The organism is Limnohabitans sp. TEGF004 (assembly GCF_027924965.1).
GTDB lineage: Bacteria > Pseudomonadota > Gammaproteobacteria > Burkholderiales > Burkholderiaceae_C > Limnohabitans.
In genome coordinates this window covers 2,369,990-2,390,155 of record NZ_AP027056.1, presented here as the reverse complement: position 1 = coordinate 2,390,155, position 20,166 = coordinate 2,369,990, and the positions used below count along the sequence as shown (strand labels likewise).

Sequence of the window (20,166 nt, the reverse complement as noted above, 5' to 3'; positions counted from 1 at the left end):
TGTTCATTAAAAATTCATAGAGTAGATATCAGAGTTACTAGCGGAAACTGCACATTCGTAAAGGTTTAGTGCAGACCGTGCCGCTAGTAACATTTTTGATTGCGTCAAAACGAATATTCAAATTTCAATTTGGATTTCAAGTAATGACGAATGTTCTTTAATAGCGATATTGAAGGATTATTCATATTACGGCATAACGCGACAGGTGAGAGACCTGTCAAATCAGTCCTTGAAAACAATTTTTGATCTCGAAAGAGGCGTCAAAGTTATAGGGTCAAGTGACTAAGAGCATATGGTGGATGCCTTGGCAATGATAGGCGACGAAAGACGTGATAGCCTGCGATAAGCTTCGGGGAGCTGGCAAATTAGCTTTGATCCGGAGATTTCTGAATGGGGAAACCTTACCGAAAGGTAATCCTGCAGTGAATACATAGCTGCAGGAGGCGAACCGGGTGAACTGAAACATCTCAGTAGCTCGAGGAAAAGACATCAACCGAGATTCCGAAAGTAGTGGCGAGCGAAATCGGAGAAGCCTGCTAGTGATAGCACAAGACTTAACGGAACAACCTGGAAAGGTTGACTATAGAGGGTGATAGTCCCGTACGTGAAAAGACCTGTGTGGTACTAAGCTAGCGATAAGTAGGGCGGGACACGTGTAATCCTGTCTGAATATGGGGGGACCATCCTCCAAGGCTAAATACTCATCATTGACCGATAGTGAACTAGTACCGTGAGGGAAAGGCGAAAAGAACCCCGGGAGGGGAGTGAAATAGATCCTGAAACCGTATGCTTACAAAAAGTAGGAGCCTCGTAAGGGGTGACTGCGTACCTTTTGTATAATGGGTCAGCGACTTACATTCAGTGGCAAGGTTAACCGAATAGGGAAGCCGTAGAGAAATCGAGTCCGAATAGGGCGAATTAGTCGCTGGGTGTAGACCCGAAACCAAGTGATCTATCCATGGGCAGGATGAAGGTGCCGTAACAGGTACTGGAGGTCCGAACCGACTAATGTTGCAAAATTAGCGGATGACCTGTGGATAGGGGTGAAAGGCTAAACAAACTTGGAAATAGCTGGTTCTCTCCGAAAACTATTTAGGTAGTGCCTCAAGTATTACCTGCGGGGGTAGAGCACTGTTTTGGCTAGGGGGTCATGGCGACTTACCAAACCAATGCAAACTCCGAATACCGCAGAGTACAGCTTGGGAGACAGAGCACCGGGTGCTAACGTCCGGACTCAAGAGGGAAACAACCCAGACCGCCAGCTAAGGTCCCTAAAATTGGCTAAGTGGGAAACGAAGTGGGAAGGCTAAAACAGTCAGGATGTTGGCTTAGAAGCAGCCATCATTTAAAGAAAGCGTAATAGCTCACTGATCGAGTCGTCCTGCGCGGAAGATGTAACGGGGCTAAGCCAGTTACCGAAGCTGCGGATTTGCAATTTATTGCAAGTGGTAGGAGAGCGTTCTGTAAGCCTGTGAAGGTGCGTTGTAAAGCGTGCTGGAGGTATCAGAAGTGCGAATGCTGACATGAGTAGCGTTAAAGGGGGTGAAAAGCCCCCTCGCCGTAAGCGCAAGGTTTTCTACGCAACGTTCATCGGCGTAGAGTGAGTCGGCCCCTAAGGCGAGGCAGAGATGCGTAGTTGATGGGAAACAGGTAAATATTCCTGTACCGATGTGTAGTGCGATGTGGGGACGGAGAAGGTTAGCTCAGCAGACTGTTGGATATGTCTGTTCAAGCCTGTAGTCGTGCCTGGTAGGTAAATCCGCCGGGCTTAGATGAGGGGTGATAACGAGGATGCTTGCATCCGAAGTGAGTGATACCCTGCTTCCAGGAAAAGCCACTAAGCTTCAGCTACACACGACCGTACCGCAAACCGACACTGGTGCGCGAGATGAGTATTCTAAGGCGCTTGAGAGAACTCAGGAGAAGGAACTCGGCAAATTGACACCGTAACTTCGGAAGAAGGTGTGCCTTTAGTATGTGAACCTGTACAAGGGGAGCAGAATGAGGCCTCAGAGAATCGGTGGCTGCGACTGTTTAATAAAAACACAGCACTCTGCAAACACGAAAGTGGACGTATAGGGTGTGACGCCTGCCCGGTGCTGGAAGATTAAATGATGGGGTGCAAGCTCTTGATTGAAGTCCCAGTAAACGGCGGCCGTAACTATAACGGTCCTAAGGTAGCGAAATTCCTTGTCGGGTAAGTTCCGACCTGCACGAATGGCGTAACGATGGCCACACTGTCTCCTCCTGAGACTCAGCGAAGTTGAAATGTTTGTGATGATGCAATCTCCCCGCGGAAAGACGGAAAGACCCCATGAACCTTTACTGTAGCTTTGTATTGGATTTTGAACGGATCTGTGTAGGATAGGTGGGAGGCTTTGAAGCCGGGACGCTAGTCTCGGTGGAGCCAACGTTGAAATACCACCCTGGTGCGTTTGAGGTTCTAACCTAGGTCCATTATCTGGATCGGGGACAGTGCATGGTAGGCAGTTTGACTGGGGCGGTCTCCTCCCAAAGCGTAACGGAGGAGTTCGAAGGTACGCTAGTTACGGTCGGACATCGTGATGATAGTGCAATGGCATAAGCGTGCTTAACTGCGAGACTGACAAGTCGAGCAGATACGAAAGTAGGACATAGTGATCCGGTGGTTCTGTATGGAAGGGCCATCGCTCAACGGATAAAAGGTACTCTGGGGATAACAGGCTGATACCGCCCAAGAGTTCATATCGACGGCGGTGTTTGGCACCTCGATGTCGGCTCATCTCATCCTGGGGCTGTAGCCGGTCCCAAGGGTATGGCTGTTCGCCATTTAAAGAGGTACGTGAGCTGGGTTTAAAACGTCGTGAGACAGTTTGGTCCCTATCTTCCGTGGGCGCTGCAGATTTGAGGAAGCCTGCTCCTAGTACGAGAGGACCGGAGTGGACACACCTCTGGTGTATCGGTTGTCACGCCAGTGGCATTGCCGAGTAGCTATGTGTGGAAGAGATAACCGCTGAAAGCATCTAAGCGGGAAACTCGTTTCAAGATGAGATCTGCCGGGGCCTTGAGCCCCCTAAAGAGTCGTTCAAGACCAGGACGTTGATAGGTCAGGTGTGGAAGCGTAGTAATACGTTAAGCTAACTGATACTAATTGCTCGTGCGACTTGACCCTATAACTTTGATCTATTGATCAAGGAAGTTATGCCAAGTGACGCATTCAAAATAAATCTGATATTGCTCTATGAATTCGTCGCCTTGATTTGATCAAGGTGACAACAAGTTATGCCTGATGACCATAGCAAGTTGGTACCACTCCTTCCCATCCCGAACAGGACCGTGAAACGACTTAGCGCCGATGATAGTGCGGGTTCCCGTGTGAAAGTAGGACATCGTCAGGCTATTACAGCCTCAGAAACCCCCGCTCGATTGAGTGGGGGTTTTTGTTTTTGTGCTTCGATTAATTAATATTGATGATATGTTCATCATCCATTGCGCAGGCGCAGCTTTTCTCCAAACTTTTACATAAGTCAAAGAACCAAGCGTCAAAGCTTTTCTCTTCTGCATATTTCTCAAAAAGCATTTTCAGATATTGTGTAGCATGTCCCCACATCAAAAAATCCACCAATTTAATTCGTTGGAATTCGAGTAATTTGAATTTCAAAAGTACTTTTGCAGCGTAACTTGCATGCTTGTCAGGAGCTTTTTTAAATTGATCTAATCGGCTTCTTGCCCGATCAATTGCATCTGATACATCTGAGAACGCTGAGCCATGTCCCGGTAGTACGAGTTTGGGGTTTAAGTTTTCAATAATATTTAACGTAGATTCAACTTCATCAAAGGCGCTGACGCCTTCTATTTCAGGGAAAACAACACCAAAACCGTTCTCCCAAAGCGCATCAGCAGAAATTAAAACGCCTGCAGACTCGTTAAAGATAACCACAGAGTGCGGGTCATGGCCTGGTGCTACGTGGATGCGCCAAATCTGGTTATTGAGAACCACGGCATCACCATCTTGCAGTGACGCGGTTCGTTTGAAGGGTGGGCAGTGCTGACCTGTCGGCACATAAGTCAGTAACTGAGGATTCCAGTCGTCCACAAATTCAGCGTGCCCAGGGGGGATGTATGTTTTCAGCGCTGGGTAAATCGCTTGGAGATGGGCATTGCCACCGCAATGATCGCTGTGCAAATGCGTATTGATCAGCATCGTCAGTGGCTGCTGATGCAAAGCGGTAGAAATCAATGCGTGCGTCTGTTCAGCGTGTGTCCAATAGCCACTGTCTATGAGAATGGCTTGTTCTGAGTCCTGAATTAGGATGTTGTTAGAGGACAGCCATCCTCTTTCAAAAAAGGTAACGCCAGCGGGTAGTGAATGCATAGGGCAATGAAAAACATGCAGTCAGTCTGCACTTACGATGTCATTCTGACAGCAAGTTCAAAAGCAAACCTATACGTCAGTGCTAAACGTTACAGCTTTTCAATTTTGATAATTTAGAGTGGTCACACTAAACCATGTCAGATAACTGAAAGAATGAGGGAAAACCCGTAAAATAATTTCATGTCACTCGTACAAACTCTTGCAAAAACCACCCTTCAAGGGGGAAGACAAATGCTGCGCTTCACCGGTGTATCGCAAGAGCAACTTCGTAAAAGCGAAGGGGTTCTAATCCCCATTGCGCCGCTTGGCGTGGAGCATTTGCCTCAGATCTTGAAGCATCTGCTCGCTTTGTCTGAGCATGACCGCTATTTGCGGTTTGGTTATACCGCCACAGACGAGCATGTTCAGCGTTATGTCGACGGCTTGAACTTCGAACGCGATGAAATTTACGGCATTTTCAATACCGATCTCGAAATCATCGCGATGGCGCATTTGGCGCTCATCAAAGATCCAGGACGTGACTTCAGTTCTGAATTCGGTGTTTCTGTTGCAGCACATGCACGTGGCCGAGGCTATGGCGCCCGCTTGTTTGAACGTGCGGTGATTCATGCTCGCAACGAAAAGGTGTACCAGATGTACATCCATGCCTTGAGCGAAAACGCCCCCATGATTCGCATCGCTCGTAAAGGCGGCGCCAAAATCGAGCGCGATGGCTCAGAAACAGAAGCCTATTTGCGTTTGCCTAAGCGTGATTTGGACAGTCGTGTCACAGAGTTTGTGGCCGACCAGTACGCCAAAACCAACTACAGCATCAAAGAAGACGCCAAGCGTTTCTGGAACTTTCTATCCAAAGTCCAAGAAATTCGCGAAGGCGTGCGCGATGCGCGCCACCAAGCAGCGGAATAAGTGAATAGCCCAGTGACATGGGCTATGCTTAAGGCTTGTGAGACTCTCGTAGCTTTTCGCTGCAACACTGTGATACCCCCGCAATCCCGAGATATCGAAAAGCAAGACAAGCGTAGCTATTGGCAACGCATACTCGAGTTCATTCACCCAGGTCCTGATTCCCGCGAAGAGCTGCTCGGTGCGCTCTCGGATGCAGAAGACAACCAAGTCATCGGTGCAGAAAGTCGCCTCATGCTCGAAGGCGTGCTGCGCATGGCCGACTTGACCGCTGGTCAAGTCATGGTGGCAGCGCCACGCATGGACCTCATCAATCTCGATGCAGCGATTGAAGAAAGCCTGCATCAGGTGATCGACACCGGCCACTCTCGCTTCCCCGTCTACGAAGGCGAGCGCGACAACTTGGTGGGCATTTTGCTGGCGAAGGACTTGCTCAAGCTCCAGCGCGCGCCTTCTCTGAACATTCGCACCTTGTTGCGCCCGCCGGTTTTCATTCCCGAAAGCAAAGGACTGAACGACTTGTTGCGTGAGTTCCGCAATACACGCAATCACATGGCCTTGGTGGTGGATGAGTTTGGCCGTATCGCAGGACTGATCACCATTGAAGACGTGCTCGAACAAATCGTGGGCGACATTGAAGATGAGTTCGACAGTCAAGAAGACGTGGGTGATATCTTTGCGCTGGCAGATCAAACCTATCGCGTCAGCGGTGATGCATCGCTTGAGCGCGTTGGCGAGGCATTTGGCACCCATCTCGAAGTCACCGCAGCAGAAGCGTCTGATGACACGCACTTCGACACCATTGGTGGTTTCATTGCACACGCCATGGGTCATGTCCCGCGCCGCGGAGAACACTTTGAAATCAACAAGCTACGTTTCGAGGTGTTGCACACCCGCGGCGGTGCTGTGAAGTGGTTCAAGGTGTACCCAGCCCCTGAAGACAAAGCGCCGCAATAAGGCATGCAACACAGCGCACAAACCACACGGCGATGGCCTATTAGTCCGCACGCTACAGCCGTCTTGTTGTTGGCAGGGATTGCCCAAGCGCTGTCGCTCGCGTGGCCATTTGACGGTGCATTCAAAGGCAACGCACAAGGCTGGCTGCAATGCCTGAGCTTGGCCGTACTTGCCTTCCACGTTGACCGAAGTCAGTCAGGTAAAGAGGCGTTTGTCAAAGCGTGGGTCTTTGCGTTGGCATGGCTCGCTGGCAGCATTTGGTGGCTGTTCATTTCGATGCATCGTTATGGCGGGTTGCCAGCTCCCGTGGCAGGCTTGGCTGTTGGCTTGATGGCTGCAGGCTTGGCGTTGTTCTACGCAGCTGCTGCAGGCATGTATCACGCCATATGCAAAACGGGTGTGGGGGTGCTGCCGCGTGCCGGTGCTTTTGCCGCGGTTTGGGTGTTGGCCGAGATGGTGCGTGGCACGCTTTGGACGGGTTTTCCGTGGGGCGCTGTGGGCTATGCACATGTGGATAGCCTGTTGCAACACTGGGCACCTTGGATGGGCGTTTATTGTCTCTGTGCTTTGTCTGCCTTCATGGCGATGGCTGTGGCAGCCGAAAGAAAACATAACCGCCCCACCACCCTTGCAACACAACTCGTCGTTGCTGCGATCGTGGCGGTGCTGGGCTACACATGGTTCATGTCGCCAAGCCAACGTGTGGATGAGGAGGCGCTCTCCAAAAAGCCCCTCAGCGTCACCTTGCTACAAGGCAACATCCCGCAAGATTTGAAATTCGGAGAAGGCGTCAGCCTTGCGCTGCGTGACTACCGAGAGGCATTGTTGTCCAGCGCCAGTGACCTCACCGTCACGCCAGAAACTGCGATTCCATTGATTCAACAGCAAATGCCTGAACGCTATTGGAGCCAACTGGAAACGCATTTTTCTAAAGGAAAACAAGCCGCGCTCATCGGGCTGCCACTGGCGCAGCGTAGCGAGCAAGGTCAATTGCAATACAGCAACTCAGCCATCGCGCTGATGCCGCAAACCATACCGGCATCGACCGCCAACTACCAGTACGACAAACACCACTTAGTCCCCTTTGGGGAGTTTGTGCCACCGCTCTTTCAGTGGTTTGTGCGCATGATGAACATCCCGCTGGGCGATTTCAACCGTGGCGATGTGGCGCAGCCAAGTTTTGTGTTCAAAGGCGAGCGCATCGCCCCCAACATTTGTTACGAAGATTTGTTTGGCGAAGAGTTGGCGCGCAGCTTTGCTGACCCAGACAAAGCCCCCACCTTGATGGTCAACCTCAGCAACATCGCGTGGTTTGGCGACACCGTGGCGATTGACCAGCATTTGCACATATCCCGCATGCGCGCCTTAGAGCTAGGCCGACCCATGCTGCGTGCCACCAACACGGGCGCTACCGCCATCATCAATGCCCAAGGTCAAGTCACGCATCGCCTGCCCAGCGCCGTGCAAGGTGTCCTGACCGCTGAGGTCTATGGCGTGCATGGGCCCATCACGCCCTATGCTCAATGGGTATCGGTTTGGGGGCTTTGGCCATTGGCGGGCTTGGCTTTGCTGACCCTCTGCATCGTTGCCGCCATGGCACATGCATCTAGGCACGGCCAGAGGCGTTTCGGCCCGTAAAATCAGAGGTTTGCGGGCGTATTGACCTGCAGTCTAAATTGCCAGCGTCTGCTGGCCACTTTGCATGCTGACTTTTCAAAAAATCATTCTCACACTCCAGTCCTACTGGGCCAAGCAAGGCTGCGCCTTGTTGCAACCCATCGACATGGAGGTCGGTGCGGGCACCTCGCACACCGCCACGTTCTTGCGGGCCTTAGGCCCAGAGCCCTGGAAGGCTGCTTATGTGCAACCTAGCCGCCGCCCCAAAGATGGTCGTTATGGTGAGAACCCCAACCGCTTGCAGCACTACTACCAATACCAAGTGGTGTTGAAGCCCGCGCCCAGCAACATCTTGGAGCTGTACTTGGGGTCACTCGAAGCGCTCGGCTTTGACCTCAAGAAAAACGACATCCGCTTCGTCGAAGACGATTGGGAAAACCCAACCTTGGGCGCATGGGGCTTGGGCTGGGAAGTTTGGCTCAACGGCATGGAAGTCACGCAGTTCACTTACTTCCAACAAGTCGGTGGCATTGACTGCAAACCCATCACCGGCGAAATCACCTACGGTCTCGAACGCTTGGCCATGTACCTGCAAGGTGTGGACAACGTCTACAACCTGCAATGGACCGATGGCTTGACGTACGGTGACGTCTACAAACAAAACGAAGTGGAGCAATCCACTTACAACTTCGAGCACAGCGATGCCGAGTTCTTGTTCACCGCTTTTGGTGCGCACGAGAAACAAGCGCAGCACCTCATGGGCGCGCAGTTGGCGTTGCCTGCGTATGAGCAAGTGCTCAAAGCTGCACACACCTTCAACTTGCTAGACGCACGTGGTGCCATCAGCGTGACCGAGCGCGCGGCCTACATCGGCCGCATCCGTAACTTGGCACGCGCCGTGGCGCAAAGCTATTACGAGAGCCGCGAGCGCTTGGGCTTCCCCATGGCTCCGCGCGAATGGGTCGAACAAATGCCAAAGAAGACCGCTTGAGCGTAGGACACAAGAACATGACGACACAAAACCTACTCATCGAACTCTTCGTGGAAGAGCTGCCTCCTAAGGCTTTGCAAAAACTCGGCGACGCTTTTTCTAGCGTGCTGTTTGAGCAACTCAAAGCCCAAGGCTTGACCGCTGCCAATTCAGCCGTGACGGCCTACGCATCGCCTCGCCGTTTGGCTGCACACATCACCGCCGTGTCTGCATTGGCCACTGACAAAGCTGTGCAACAAAAACTCATGCCCGTCACTGTGGGCTTGGACACCAATGGCCACGCCACGCCTGCCTTGTTGAAAAAACTGCAAGCCTTGGGCGCAGGCCCCGAGGCCGTGGCCCAACTCAAACGCGCCCCCGATGGCAAAGCCGAAGCCTTGTTCTACGACAGCATCGTCAAAGGCGCGAGCTTGGCCGATGGCCTGCAAAAAGCCTTGAGCGAAGCCATCGCTAAGTTGCCGATTCCAAAAGTGATGAGCTACCAGCTCGAAACCGATTGTGAATTGCCAGGCTGGAGCAGCGTCAACTTTGTGCGCCCCGCACACAGCTTGATCGCTTTGCACGGCAGCACCGTGGTGCCCGTCAAAGCTTTGGGATTGACCGCTGGCAACAGCACACAAGGCCACCGCTTTGAAGCCAAGGTATCACCAGTTGTGTTGGCCAATGCTGATGTCTACGCAGAGACTCTCGCCAAAGACGGCGCAGTCATCGCGAGCTTCACTGAGCGCCGTGCTGAGATTGCACGCCAACTTGAAGCGGCTGCAGCGAAGGTAGGTGGCGGAGTCAAAGCCATTGAAGACGCTGCGTTGTTAGACGAAGTGACCGCCTTGGTCGAACGCCCCAATGTGTTGGTGTGCGAGTTCGAAAAACAATTCCTCGACGTGCCACAAGAGTGCCTCATCCTCACGATGAAGGCCAACCAAAAATACTTCCCGCTGCTCGACGCCGTAGGGAAGCTCACCAACCAATTCTTGGTGGTCAGCAACATCACGCCCGATGATGCGTCCGCCGTGACGGGTGGCAACGAGCGCGTGGTGCGCCCCCGTTTGGCCGACGCCAAATTCTTCTTTGACCAAGACCGCAAAAAGACACTCGCTTCGCGCGTGGATGGTTTGGCCAAAGTCGTGTATCACAACAAACTCGGCACCCAAGGCGAGCGCACCGACCGCGTGCGCGCCATTGCCAAAGGCATCGCGGCTTTGTTGCCGCAAGCCAAAGACGCCGCCTTTGTGTCAGCCGTTGACGCCGCTGCACAGCTGGCCAAGACAGATTTGCTGACCGACATGGTGGGCGAGTTCCCCGAGTTGCAAGGCATCATGGGCGGCTACTACGCCCGTCACGATGGCCTGGGCGAGGACGTGGCACAAGCCATCGAAGACCACTACAAGCCCCGCTTTGCTGGCGACGAATTGCCACGCAACACCGTCGGTGTGGTGGTGGCTTTGGCCGACAAGTTAGAGACCTTGGTAGGCATGTTTGGCATTGGCAATTTGCCCACGGGTGACAAAGATCCGTTCGCGTTGCGTCGTCACGCTTTGGGCGTGGTGCGCATGTTGAGCGAAGCCAATTTGGATGTAGCCTTGGACGCGCTGCTTGCACAAGCCATTCCCGCATTCGGCGACAAAATCACTGACCCTGCTGCGGCTTTGTCCTCGTTCATTTACGACCGCCTCTCAGGCGGCCTGCGCGAGCAAGGCTACTCGGCCCAAGAAGTCGAAGCCGTGTTGGCCTTGCGCCCACAACGTTTGAGCGATGTGGCCAAACGCCTCACCGCTGTTCGCGCCTTCGCCGCCTTGCCCGAAGCCGCCGCTTTGGCCGCCGCGAATAAACGCATTGGCAACGTGCTCAAAAAAGCAGGCGAGGTCGATGCACACGTCAACACCGCCTTGTTCAAAGAAGACGCCGAGCAAGCGTTGTACGCGGTCATGCAAAAGTTGTTGCCTGAATCCGAGGCTCAGTTCAATGCAGGTGACTACACCGCATCGCTACAAACTTTAGCGACGCTGCGTTCGCCTGTGGATGCGTTCTTTGACGACGTCATGGTCAACGCCGAAGAGATGGACTTGCGTTTGAACCGCCAAGGCATGTTGAAGAAACTGCACGAAGCCATGAACCGCGTGGCCGATTTGTCTGCCCTCGCTTCTTAACGTCGAAGCCCAGCCATGCAAACCAAACTCGTCATCCTCGACCGCGACGGCACCATCAACCAAGACAGCGACGACTACGTCAAGTCGGCCGATGAATGGATCCCACTGCCAGATGCACTCGAAGCGATTGCGCGTTTGAACCATGCGGGCTGGCATGTGGTGGTCGCATCCAACCAATCCGGCTTGGGTCGTGGTTTGTTTGATGTGGCCGCTTTGAATGCCATGCACACCAAGATGCACAAGCTCTTGGCGGCTGCAGGTGGCCGCATCGATGCTGTGTTTTATTGTCCGCACAGCCCCGAAGAAACATGCAACTGCCGCAAGCCCTTGCCCGGCTTGTTTGAGCAAATCGGCGAGCGCTACGGCATGGATCTCAAGGGCGTGCACACCGTGGGCGATTCGCTGCGCGATTTGCAAGCAGGTGCTGCTGTCGGTTGCGCCACGCACTTGGTGCACACAGGCAAAGGCGCCAAGTTCAAAGGTCAAGCCGTGCCCGCTGACTTTCCGCAAGGCACGTTGGCGCATGCTGACCTCAGCGCGTTTGCAGACTGGTTGCTGGCTCAATCAGAGTCCGCCACTAAAACCAACAAAGCAGGATCACCCATATGATGGCCATGCTCCGTTCAACGCTGCACATGGCGTTCATGTTTGTCACGGTCATCCCGTACACCTTGCTCATCTTGCTGGCGCGTTTGTTGGGCGCCAAGGGCAACGTGCGTTACGCCTTTGCACAAAAGTGGCTCACGCTCAGCATCGACGCTGCACGCGTCCTCATGGGCATTCGCTATCAAGTGCACGGCCAAGAAAACTTGCCTGTGGGCGAAACCAGCCCCGCCATTTTGTTGGTCAAGCATCAGTCCACGTACGAGACGTTTTTGATGCCGGCCATCATGCCGCACCCCTTGGCTTATGTGTTCAAAAAAGAACTGCTGTATGTGCCGTTCTTTGGCTGGTCCATCGGCAGCTTGGACATGATCCACATCGATCGCAGCCAACGCACTAAAGCGTTTGCCAAAGTGGTGGAGCAGGGCCAGGCGCTACTCGATAAAGGCGTGTGGGTCATCATGTTTCCAGAAGGCACGCGCATTCCTCGCGGTGAGCGCGGTAGCTACAAAACAGGTGGCACACGTTTGGCCATTGCCACAGGTGCACCGGTCATTCCAATTGCGGTGACATCAGCCAAATGTTGGCCACGCAAAGCCTTCGTCAAGACTTCCGGGGTGGTGGATGTGTCAATTGGCAAGCCGATTCCTAGCGTTGGTCGCGATGCGGAAGAGTTGATGCGCGAAGTCGAAGCTTGGATTGAGTCTGAAATGCACCGCCTCGACCCCGAGGCCTACGTCGCTCAGCACTGAGCCCGCACGCATGAGCCGCTTCTTGCAACTCGTGCTCGACATGTTCGACGGGGCCACTGCCAAGGCCCTGCAAGGTCTCGGCACAGACAAGCGGCCTAGCCCCAAAAAACGTCAACCCAAAGCCCCCAAGCGCATCAAGCCGCAAACCTTGTTTGGCGGCTTGCACCGCGATGCCAACGCGTTGCCAGCAACGCCTGCGCTACACGGCCCACATTTGCCCTCTGAACCCTTGGGGCAGGTGCTGCCCAAAGCGCATTACGCGCACCCGCGCGCCACGCGTCGCATTCAACTCGGCACCACCGATGTGGCCTATGCGTTTCGACGTGGCAAGCGCCGCACCATCGGTATGGCGATTGGGCCCGACGGCCTAGAGGTCAGCGCACCGCGTTGGGTCACGCTGGGCGAGGTGGAATCCGCCTTGCACGAAAAAGCCGATTGGATTGCGCGCAAGCTGGTGGAGATGCAAGAGCGCCAACAGCAGCTCGGTGCGGCGCGTATCGTGTGGGCTGATGGCGTGGTGTTGCCGTATTTGGGCGATCAGCTCAAAGTGGTGCTCGACTCAAGCAGCACGCTCAAAAAGAACAGCGCACAGTTTGAGCCCTCAGACGCAGGCACGCACACCCTGCGCCTGGGCCTCCCCCTCAACGCCGAGCCCCCACAAATCCGCGACGCTGTCCAAGCCTGGCTGATGCGCCAAGCCAAAGCCTTGTTTGTCGAGCGGCTCAACCACTACGCGCCGCAGCTGGGCGTGCAGTGGCAGCGCGTGTCGCTCAGCAGCGCTGCCACGCGTTGGGGCAGTGCCAGCGCCAATGGCGCCATTCGCCTCAATTGGCGTTTGGTGCACCACAAGCGTGACGTGATCGACTACGTGGTGGCCCACGAACTCAGCCATTTGCGAGTCATGGACCACAGCCCGCGCTTTTGGGAAACCGTGCAAAGCATCATGCCCGACTATGCCCAGCGCAGGCGTGTTCTTAAGGATGAACCCTTACCTCCGTGGTCTTGACTTAGTTTTTGGAGATTTCCCGTCATAATTGACGTTTACGTAAACGTAAACAAGGAAATCATGGCGACCACCTATTCCATCAGCGACTTAGCACGTGAGTTTGACCTCACCACGCGAGCCATCCGTTTTTACGAAGACATGGGCCTGTTGCAGCCCGAACGCTCTGGCCCCGGCGGGCGTAACCGTGTCTACAGCCACCGCGACCGCACGCGCCTCAAGCTCACCTTGCGCGCCAAGCGCTTAGGGCTGTCGTTGACCGAGGCCAAAGACTTGATCGACATGTACGACAGTCCGCGCGACACCGGCCCACAGTTGCAAAAGTTTTTGGTCGTGCTCGACGCGCACAAGCGTGAACTCGAAGCCCAAATGGCCGAAATATTGGCCAACCTCGATGAGGTGAAGGCGCACGAAAAAGAAGCGCGCACCTTGCTGGCCAAACAAGGCGAGAAATCTGCCAAGACGACCAAGACTGTGAAAGCGAGCAAGGCATGACACATCCTGAACTTCACGCCCGCATTGAAGCCAGCTTTGTGCGCCAAGGCATGATGCAGCACCTCGGCGCGCGCATCGTCTCTGTGGCCCCCGGCGAAGTGGAAATTGCGTTGCCCTATTCCGAGCGCGTCACCCAGCAGCAAGGCGGCTACCACGGTGGCGCCATGGGGGCCTTGGCTGACATTGCGGCAGGCTACGCAGGTCTGACGATGGCCGCAGAGGGCCAAGAGGTGACCACGGTGGAATACAAGATCAACTTCCTCGCAGCCTTCTCTGGCGGCGAGCTTCGCGCACGCGGTCATGTGGTGCGTGCAGGCAAACGCCTCATCATCACCACCGCTGAAGTGGTGCACCTCGACGACAACGGCGGCGAATCGCCCTGCGCTTTGATGCAGCAGACCCTCGCCACCGTCAACAAAACCTATTAAGCCCATCGGAGATAAACATGAACAACTTACCCGGCCTCAATTTCCAACTCGGTGAAGATATCGATGCCCTGCGCGATGCCGTGCGCGACTTCGCACAAGCCGAAATCGCACCGCGTGCTGCACAGATCGACCATGACGACCAATTTCCCATGGACCTGTGGCGCAAGATGGGCGACCTCGGCGTGTTAGGCATCACCGTGGGTGAAGAGTACGGTGGCGCCAACATGGGCTACCTCGCGCACATGATTGCGATGGAAGAAATCTCACGCGCCTCTGCTAGCGTGGGCCTGAGCTACGGCGCACACAGCAACTTGTGCGTGAACCAAATCAATCGCAATGGCACCGAAGCGCAACGCGCCAAGTACCTGCCCAAACTCATCAGCGGCGAACACGTGGGCGCCTTGGCGATGTCTGAGCCAGGCGCGGGTTCTGACGTCATCAGCATGAAGTTGAAAGCCGAAGACAAAGGCGGCTACTACCTGCTCAACGGCAGCAAGATGTGGATCACCAACGGCCCCGACGCTGACACCTTGGTGGTCTACGCCAAGACCGAGCCAGAGTTGGGTGCACGCGGTGTGACTGCTTTTTTGATCGAGAAGGGCATGAAAGGTTTCAGCGTCGCGCAAAAGCTCGACAAGCTGGGCATGCGAGGTAGCCACACAGGTGAACTGGTGTTCAACAATGTTGAAGTACCAGAGGTCAACATTTTGGGCGGCCTCAACATGGGCGCCAAAGTGTTGATGAGCGGTTTGGACTACGAACGCGCCGTGCTGACTGGCGGCCCCTTGGGCATCATGCAATCGGTGATGGACAACGTCATCCCCTACATTCACGACCGCAAGCAGTTTGGCCAAAGCATTGGCGAATTTCAACTCATCCAAGGCAAAGTCGCCGACATGTACACCGTGCTGCAAGCCGGTCGCAGCTTTGCCTACACCGTGGCAAAAAACTTAGATTTACTGGGCACCGACCACGTGCGCCAAGTGCGCAAAGACTGTGCCTCCGTTATTTTGTGGACTGCCGAAAAAGCCACGTGGATGGCAGGCGAAGGCGTGCAAATTTTTGGCGGCAACGGCTACATCAACGAATACCCGCTGGGCCGTATGTGGCGTGACGCCAAGTTGTACGAAATTGGTGCAGGCACCAGCGAAATTCGCCGCATGTTGATTGGCCGCGAACTATTCGCCGAAACTTGTTAAGGAATTAGCACCACTGCGACAATTGACGCATGACTAATTCACTGCAACACCTCTTCGATAACAACCGCGCTTGGGCGGACCGCATGATTCAAGAGAATCCTGCGTATTTCTCACGCTTGGCCAACCAGCAAAACCCCAAGTATTTGTGGATTGGTTGTTCTGACAGCCGCGTGCCTGCCAACCAAATCACGGGTCTTGACCCGGGTGAAGTGTTTGTGCATCGCAACGTGGCCAACGTGGTGGCGCATTCAGACTTGAACGCTTTGTCGGTCATTCAATACGCGGTTGATGCGCTGAAGGTCGAACACATCATGGTGGTAGGCCATTACGGATGTGGTGGCGTGATCGCTGCGACGCGCGGCACACGCGTGGGCTTGGCTGACAACTGGTTGCGTCATGTGCAAGACGTGCGCTTGCGCCATCGCCAACGCCTCAATCATTTGCCACAAGCCGAGCTTGAATCGGTCATGTGTGAGATGAACGTCATTGAGCAAGTCGGCAACGTTGCTTTGTCCAACGTCATGCAAGACGCGTGGGGCCGTGGCCAAAAGGTGACCGTGCACGGCTGGATTTACGGCCTCGACAACGGCTTGGTCAAAGACCTCGGTGTGACCATGAGCCATGCCGGTGAAGTGGTCGATGTGTTCCGCAACGCTTTCAAACGCTACCCCCGTGGTGGCATGCTTCCCGCCGCGTGACCCTCGGGGTCGGCGCGGCATTTTTCTTTTTGTCATTTGGAGAAATTCATGTCCGACCCTATCGTCATCGTCAGCGCCGCTCGCACGCCCATGGGCAGCTTCCAAGGCGACTTCTCTAGCCTTGCCGCGCACGACCTCGGCGGTGCAGCTATCAAAGCTGCTGTTGAGCGTGCTGGTATCAACCCCGAGCTAGTGACTGAAGTGTTGTTTGGCAACTGCTTGATGGCAGGCCAAGGCCAAGCCCCTGCACGTCAAGCGGCGTTCAAGGGCGGTTTGCCCAAGAGTGCTGGCGCTGTCACGCTGTCCAAGATGTGCGGCTCAGGCATGCGCGCGGCGATGTTTGCGCACGACATGTTGATTGCAGGCACACACGATGTGTTGGTGGCCGGTGGTATGGAGAGCATGACCAACGCACCTTACCTCATGCTCAAGGGCCGTGGCGGCTATCGCATTGGCCACGATCGCATCTTTGACCACATGATGCTCGACGGTTTGGAAGACGCTTACGAGCCAGGCCGCAGCATGGGCACCTTTGGTGAAGACTGCGCCGCCAAGTACAACTTCACACGCGCCGAGCAAGACGCATTTGCCACGGCCAGCGTGCAGCGTGCCAAGGCCGCTACCGAGAGCGGTGCCTTCGCCACAGAAATCACGCCCGTCACTGTGAAAACCCGTGCAGGCGAAACCGTGGTGTCGATTGACGAAGGCCCAGGAAAAATCAAGCTCGACAAAATCACCTCGCTCAAGCCCGCGTTCAAAAAAGACGGCACCATCACGGCGGCCTCTAGCTCGTCCATCAATGACGGTGGCGCAGCCATGGTGTTGATGCGCGAGAGCACAGCCAAGAAGTTGGGCTGCAAGCCATTGGCCCGCATCGTCAGCCACGCCACCCACGCGCAAGAACCTGAATGGTTTGCCACTGCACCCGTCGGCGCCACACAAAAAGCCTTGGCCAAAGCCGGCTGGAAAGTGGAAGACGTGGACCTGTGGGAAGTCAACGAAGCCTTCGCGGTGGTGCCCATGGCTTTGATGAAAGAACTCAATGTGTCGCACGACATCGTCAACGTCAACGGTGGTGCATGTGCTTTGGGTCACCCCATCGGCGCATCCGGTGCGCGCATCATGGTCACGCTCATTCATGCACTCAAAGCACGCGGCCTGAAAAAAGGCTTGGCCACGCTTTGCATCGGCGGCGGCGAAGGCACCGCAGTCGCACTCGAACTCGTTTAAGTTTTCGTCATGCCAACCGCACTCATCATCGGCGCGTCGCGCGGCATTGGGCTTGAGCTGGTTCGCCAATACGTGGCGGACGGCTGGCGCGTCATTGCCACCGCGCGTGACGATGCTGGGCGCGATCGCATTCAAGCTCTCGGCGCGCAGTGCTTGCGCGTCGATGTGGCGAACCCCATCAGCGTCTCCTCGTTCGAGTGGATGCTCGATGGCGAAAAGCTAGACCTCGCTTTGTATGTGGCGGGCGTCATCGACCACAACGCCGCCAACACCCCGCCCACGCAAGACGCGTTTGACCGCGTCATGCACACCAACGTCATGGGCGCGATGATGGTCATCCCGCAAGTCGCGCCGATGGTCGAAGCCGCCAACGGCGTGTTCGCTTGCATTAGCAGCGTGATGGGCAGCTTGCAAGGCACTCGCAGCAGCGATGCGGCGCTGTACCGCATCAGCAAAGCCGCGCTCAACATGGTGGTACGCACCTCGCAGCCCGAGTACCCACGTGTACGCATGGTGGCGATGCACCCAGGCTGGGTGCAAACTGAGATGGGCGGCGCCAACGCCACGCTCACGCCAGAGCAAGCCGTCACGCGCATGCGTCAAACGCTGGCGCACATCAAGCCCGAAAATGCTGGGCAGTTTTTGTCTTACGACGGCAGCACCATTGCTTGGTGATGTCTTTCACACACACATTTCATAACGGATAAAGCCATGTTGCTCACCCCCGACCAAACCATGATTCGCGATGCCGTGCGCGACTTTGCGCAGCAAGAGCTGTGGCCCAACGCCGCCAAGTGGGACAAAGAACACACCTTTCCGCACGAGGTGCACAAAGGCTTGGCCGCACTCGGCGCTTACGGTATTTGCGTGCCCGAAGACTTGGGCGGTGCTGGCTTGGACTACACCACGCTCGCCATTGTTTTAGAAGAAATCGCCGCAGGCGATGGTGGCACCAGCACCGCCATCAGCGTGACCAACTGTCCCGTCAACGCCATCCTCATGCGCTACGGCAACGACGCGCAAAAGAAGCAATGGCTTACCGAATTGGCGCAAGGCAACATGCTCGGCGCGTTTTGCTTGACCGAGCCACACGTTGGATCTGACGCTTCCGCGCTGCGTACCACCGCCACCAAAGAAGGCGACGAATACGTCATCAACGGCGTGAAGCAATTCATCACCAGCGGTAAAAACGGCCACGTGGCCATCGTCATTGCCGTCACCGATAAAGGCGCAGGCAAAAAAGGCATGAGCGCGTTCATCGTGCCCACCAGCGCACCGGGTTACCAAGTGGCACGCCTGGAAGACAAGCTCGGCCAACACAGCAGCGACACCGCGCAAATTAACTTTGACAACTGCCGCATCCCCGCCGAGAACTTGATCGGTACGGAAGGCGAGGGCTACAAGATCGCGCTGTCTGCTTTGGAAGGCGGCCGCATCGGCATCGCCGCGCAAAGCATTGGCATGGCCCGCAGCGCGTTTGAAGCGGCGTTGCAATACAGCAAAGACCGCGTGAGCTTTGGCACCGCCATCTTCAACCACCAAGCCGTGGGTTTCCGCTTGGCCGATTGCGCCACGCAGCTTGAAGCTGCACGTCAGCTCATGTATCACGCCGCCAGCTTGCGCGATGCATGTTTGCCGTGTTTGAAAGAGGCGGCCATGGCCAAGCTCTTTGCCAGCGAAACTGCAGAGCAGGTGTGCAGCGTTGCCATTCAAACCTTGGGTGGCTACGGTGTGGTGAGCGACTTCCCCGTCGAGCGCATCTACCGCGACGTGCGCGTGTGCCAAATTTACGAAGGCACCAGCGACGTGCAAAAAATCATCATCCAACGCGCCTTGGCTTAAATCCCCATGCCAGCTAAGGCTGGGGTGGTCTGCAGGACAATGGCGCCAGTTTAAAAACGGAGTTGCCCATGTCCTTTGCTACCAACCACACCGCCACGTTGCTCAAGTACGGTGGTATCAGTTTCATCGCTGGTGCTGTGAATCACGGCATGTTCAGCGAAACGCGCTCGGTCATCACCGCCTTATTCGGTGTGTGTTTTTACTTGTTAGGCTCGTGGTTGGAGATGCGTGTGCAAGACGCTCAGCGTCAAAGTTGGGCCGATGTGTTGGGCGTGGGCATTGTGTCGTCCATCGGCCTGGGCTTCTTCACGGGTGGCTTGCAACACTTTCCTGATTCGCCTGACCGCAGCTTGTGGGTGGTGCCTTTGGGCTTCACCTTGAGTTTGTTGGCCATGTACTACATGGATTGGCGCACGCGCATGTCGGTGAACCGCTTGATCACCTATGCCTTGTTTTCGATTGCAGTGGTCTCTGGAGCTTCGGCGTTGGCGTGGTCTCAACTGACAGGGCACCCTGCGGATGATCATGGCCACTCTCATGGCACGGCTGAAGCACAAAAGGCAGAAGCACATGCGCATGGCAGTGACGTCAGCACACCTCCCGTCACACGCACCATCACCGTGACGATGAGTGATGACATGCGCTTCACCCCAGCGAATTGGCAAGTCACATCAGGCGAAACGGTGCGCATCCAGTTGGTCAATGCCGGCAAGGTGCGCCACGAGTTCATCATCGGCACGGAAGCTGAGTTGAAAGCCCATGCGGCGGAAATGAAAACGCCAAGCGCAGCACACCACCACCATGACAGCAACGCGGTCAGCGTGGATGCGGGCGCTCAAGGTGAATTGGTGTGGACGTTTACCGATGCTGGCGTGCTACACATCGCGTGCTTTGAGCCCGGTCACTATGACGCGGGCATGCGCGGCACGATTTCAGTATTGCCCTGA

Annotated in this window: 17 protein-coding genes and 2 rRNA genes; 18 read left to right on the top strand and 1 reads right to left on the bottom strand. The window is 55.3% G+C overall.

What is annotated here, in order from left to right:
• Nucleotides 1-272 precede the first annotated feature (272 nt).
• Both LINBF2_RS11735 and rrf read left to right on the top strand, forming a co-directional pair.
• Nucleotides 273-3,151, top strand: a 23S ribosomal RNA gene (locus tag LINBF2_RS11735).
• A 113-nt stretch (nucleotides 3,152-3,264) separates the two neighbouring features.
• Nucleotides 3,265-3,377 (top strand): 5S ribosomal RNA (gene rrf / locus LINBF2_RS11730).
• Nucleotides 3,378-3,436: 59 nt separating this feature from the next.
• Here rrf and LINBF2_RS11725 read toward each other — a convergent pair.
• A complete protein-coding gene (locus LINBF2_RS11725) occupies nucleotides 3,437-4,354 on the bottom strand; it encodes an MBL fold metallo-hydrolase (RefSeq protein WP_281889099.1) in 918 nt (305 codons plus the stop codon).
• 231 nt (nucleotides 4,355-4,585) lie between these two features.
• Here LINBF2_RS11725 and LINBF2_RS11720 point away from each other — a divergent pair, with 231 nt between their 5' ends.
• The 16 genes from LINBF2_RS11720 (at nucleotide 4,586) to LINBF2_RS11645 (ending at nucleotide 20,166) form a co-directional block, all read left to right on the top strand.
• A complete protein-coding gene (locus LINBF2_RS11720) occupies nucleotides 4,586-5,260 on the top strand; it encodes a GNAT family N-acetyltransferase (protein ID WP_281889097.1) in 675 nt (224 codons plus the stop codon).
• 69 nt (nucleotides 5,261-5,329) lie between these two features.
• The gene (locus LINBF2_RS11715) at nucleotides 5,330-6,214 is read left to right on the top strand and encodes a CBS domain-containing protein (protein WP_281889095.1); all 885 of its coding nucleotides are present in this window, start codon (nucleotides 5,330-5,332) and stop codon (nucleotides 6,212-6,214) included.
• Nucleotides 6,215-6,217: 3 nt separating this feature from the next.
• Entirely contained in the window at nucleotides 6,218-7,852 is a 1,635-nt protein-coding gene (gene lnt / locus LINBF2_RS11710; RefSeq protein WP_281889093.1) for an apolipoprotein N-acyltransferase, read from the top strand.
• A 64-nt stretch (nucleotides 7,853-7,916) separates the two neighbouring features.
• On the top strand, nucleotides 7,917-8,822 hold the full coding sequence (glyQ, locus tag LINBF2_RS11705; protein ID WP_281889091.1) for a glycine--tRNA ligase subunit alpha: 906 nt from the start codon (nucleotides 7,917-7,919) through the stop codon (nucleotides 8,820-8,822).
• A 17-nt stretch (nucleotides 8,823-8,839) separates the two neighbouring features.
• The gene (gene glyS / locus LINBF2_RS11700; RefSeq protein WP_281889089.1) at nucleotides 8,840-10,969 is read left to right on the top strand and encodes a glycine--tRNA ligase subunit beta; all 2,130 of its coding nucleotides are present in this window, start codon (nucleotides 8,840-8,842) and stop codon (nucleotides 10,967-10,969) included.
• Between the two features lie 15 nt (nucleotides 10,970-10,984).
• On the top strand, nucleotides 10,985-11,578 hold the full coding sequence (gene gmhB / locus LINBF2_RS11695; protein ID WP_281889087.1) for a D-glycero-beta-D-manno-heptose 1,7-bisphosphate 7-phosphatase: 594 nt from the start codon (nucleotides 10,985-10,987) through the stop codon (nucleotides 11,576-11,578).
• On the top strand, nucleotides 11,578-12,324 hold the full coding sequence (locus LINBF2_RS11690; protein WP_281891334.1) for a lysophospholipid acyltransferase family protein: 747 nt from the start codon (nucleotides 11,578-11,580) through the stop codon (nucleotides 12,322-12,324). The genes gmhB and LINBF2_RS11690 overlap by 1 nt, the downstream gene beginning before the upstream one ends.
• Before the next feature lie 10 nt (nucleotides 12,325-12,334).
• Nucleotides 12,335-13,330 (top strand): SprT family zinc-dependent metalloprotease, encoded by a 996-nt coding sequence (locus tag LINBF2_RS11685; RefSeq protein WP_281889085.1) that lies wholly within the window; start codon nucleotides 12,335-12,337, stop codon nucleotides 13,328-13,330.
• Nucleotides 13,331-13,390: 60 nt separating this feature from the next.
• Entirely contained in the window at nucleotides 13,391-13,822 is a 432-nt protein-coding gene (locus LINBF2_RS11680; RefSeq protein ID WP_104797079.1) for a MerR family DNA-binding transcriptional regulator, read from the top strand.
• A complete protein-coding gene (locus LINBF2_RS11675; protein WP_281889082.1) occupies nucleotides 13,819-14,250 on the top strand; it encodes a PaaI family thioesterase in 432 nt (143 codons plus the stop codon). The genes LINBF2_RS11680 and LINBF2_RS11675 overlap by 4 nt, the downstream gene beginning before the upstream one ends.
• A gap of 17 nt (nucleotides 14,251-14,267) precedes the next feature.
• Nucleotides 14,268-15,449: an isovaleryl-CoA dehydrogenase gene (locus tag LINBF2_RS11670; RefSeq protein WP_281889080.1), complete on the top strand. Its 1,182-nt coding sequence runs from the start codon at nucleotides 14,268-14,270 to the stop codon at nucleotides 15,447-15,449.
• A gap of 29 nt (nucleotides 15,450-15,478) precedes the next feature.
• The gene (gene can / locus LINBF2_RS11665; protein WP_281889078.1) at nucleotides 15,479-16,147 is read left to right on the top strand and encodes a carbonate dehydratase; all 669 of its coding nucleotides are present in this window, start codon (nucleotides 15,479-15,481) and stop codon (nucleotides 16,145-16,147) included.
• Nucleotides 16,148-16,195: 48 nt separating this feature from the next.
• Nucleotides 16,196-17,377 carry an acetyl-CoA C-acyltransferase gene (locus LINBF2_RS11660; RefSeq protein WP_281889076.1) on the top strand — a complete coding sequence of 394 codons (1,182 nt, stop codon included), beginning with the start codon at nucleotides 16,196-16,198 and terminating at the stop codon, nucleotides 17,375-17,377.
• Nucleotides 17,378-17,386: 9 nt separating this feature from the next.
• A complete protein-coding gene (locus LINBF2_RS11655) occupies nucleotides 17,387-18,052 on the top strand; it encodes an SDR family oxidoreductase (protein ID WP_281889074.1) in 666 nt (221 codons plus the stop codon).
• Nucleotides 18,053-18,088: 36 nt separating this feature from the next.
• Nucleotides 18,089-19,219, top strand: coding sequence for an acyl-CoA dehydrogenase family protein (locus LINBF2_RS11650; protein WP_281889071.1), 1,131 nt, complete (start codon nucleotides 18,089-18,091; stop codon nucleotides 19,217-19,219).
• A gap of 68 nt (nucleotides 19,220-19,287) precedes the next feature.
• Nucleotides 19,288-20,166 carry a cupredoxin family protein gene (locus LINBF2_RS11645; RefSeq protein ID WP_281889069.1) on the top strand — a complete coding sequence of 293 codons (879 nt, stop codon included), beginning with the start codon at nucleotides 19,288-19,290 and terminating at the stop codon, nucleotides 20,164-20,166.

Coding starts and splice junctions, on each gene's coding strand:
- LINBF2_RS11670 (WP_281889080.1), top strand. CDS start 14,268: ATGAACAACTTACCCGGCCTCAATTTCCAACTCGGTGAAGATATCGAT.
- can (WP_281889078.1), top strand. CDS start 15,479: ATGACTAATTCACTGCAACACCTCTTCGATAACAACCGCGCTTGGGCG.
- gmhB (WP_281889087.1), top strand. CDS start 10,985: ATGCAAACCAAACTCGTCATCCTCGACCGCGACGGCACCATCAACCAA.
- glyQ (WP_281889091.1), top strand. CDS start 7,917: ATGCTGACTTTTCAAAAAATCATTCTCACACTCCAGTCCTACTGGGCC.
- LINBF2_RS11725 (WP_281889099.1), bottom strand. CDS start 4,354: ATGCATTCACTACCCGCTGGCGTTACCTTTTTTGAAAGAGGATGGCTG.
- LINBF2_RS11690 (WP_281891334.1), top strand. CDS start 11,578: ATGGCCATGCTCCGTTCAACGCTGCACATGGCGTTCATGTTTGTCACG.
- LINBF2_RS11685 (WP_281889085.1), top strand. CDS start 12,335: ATGAGCCGCTTCTTGCAACTCGTGCTCGACATGTTCGACGGGGCCACT.
- LINBF2_RS11680 (WP_104797079.1), top strand. CDS start 13,391: ATGGCGACCACCTATTCCATCAGCGACTTAGCACGTGAGTTTGACCTC.
- LINBF2_RS11645 (WP_281889069.1), top strand. CDS start 19,288: ATGTCCTTTGCTACCAACCACACCGCCACGTTGCTCAAGTACGGTGGT.
- LINBF2_RS11660 (WP_281889076.1), top strand. CDS start 16,196: ATGTCCGACCCTATCGTCATCGTCAGCGCCGCTCGCACGCCCATGGGC.
- glyS (WP_281889089.1), top strand. CDS start 8,840: ATGACGACACAAAACCTACTCATCGAACTCTTCGTGGAAGAGCTGCCT.
- LINBF2_RS11675 (WP_281889082.1), top strand. CDS start 13,819: ATGACACATCCTGAACTTCACGCCCGCATTGAAGCCAGCTTTGTGCGC.
- LINBF2_RS11650 (WP_281889071.1), top strand. CDS start 18,089: ATGTTGCTCACCCCCGACCAAACCATGATTCGCGATGCCGTGCGCGAC.
- LINBF2_RS11720 (WP_281889097.1), top strand. CDS start 4,586: ATGCTGCGCTTCACCGGTGTATCGCAAGAGCAACTTCGTAAAAGCGAA.
- LINBF2_RS11655 (WP_281889074.1), top strand. CDS start 17,387: ATGCCAACCGCACTCATCATCGGCGCGTCGCGCGGCATTGGGCTTGAG.
- lnt (WP_281889093.1), top strand. CDS start 6,218: ATGCAACACAGCGCACAAACCACACGGCGATGGCCTATTAGTCCGCAC.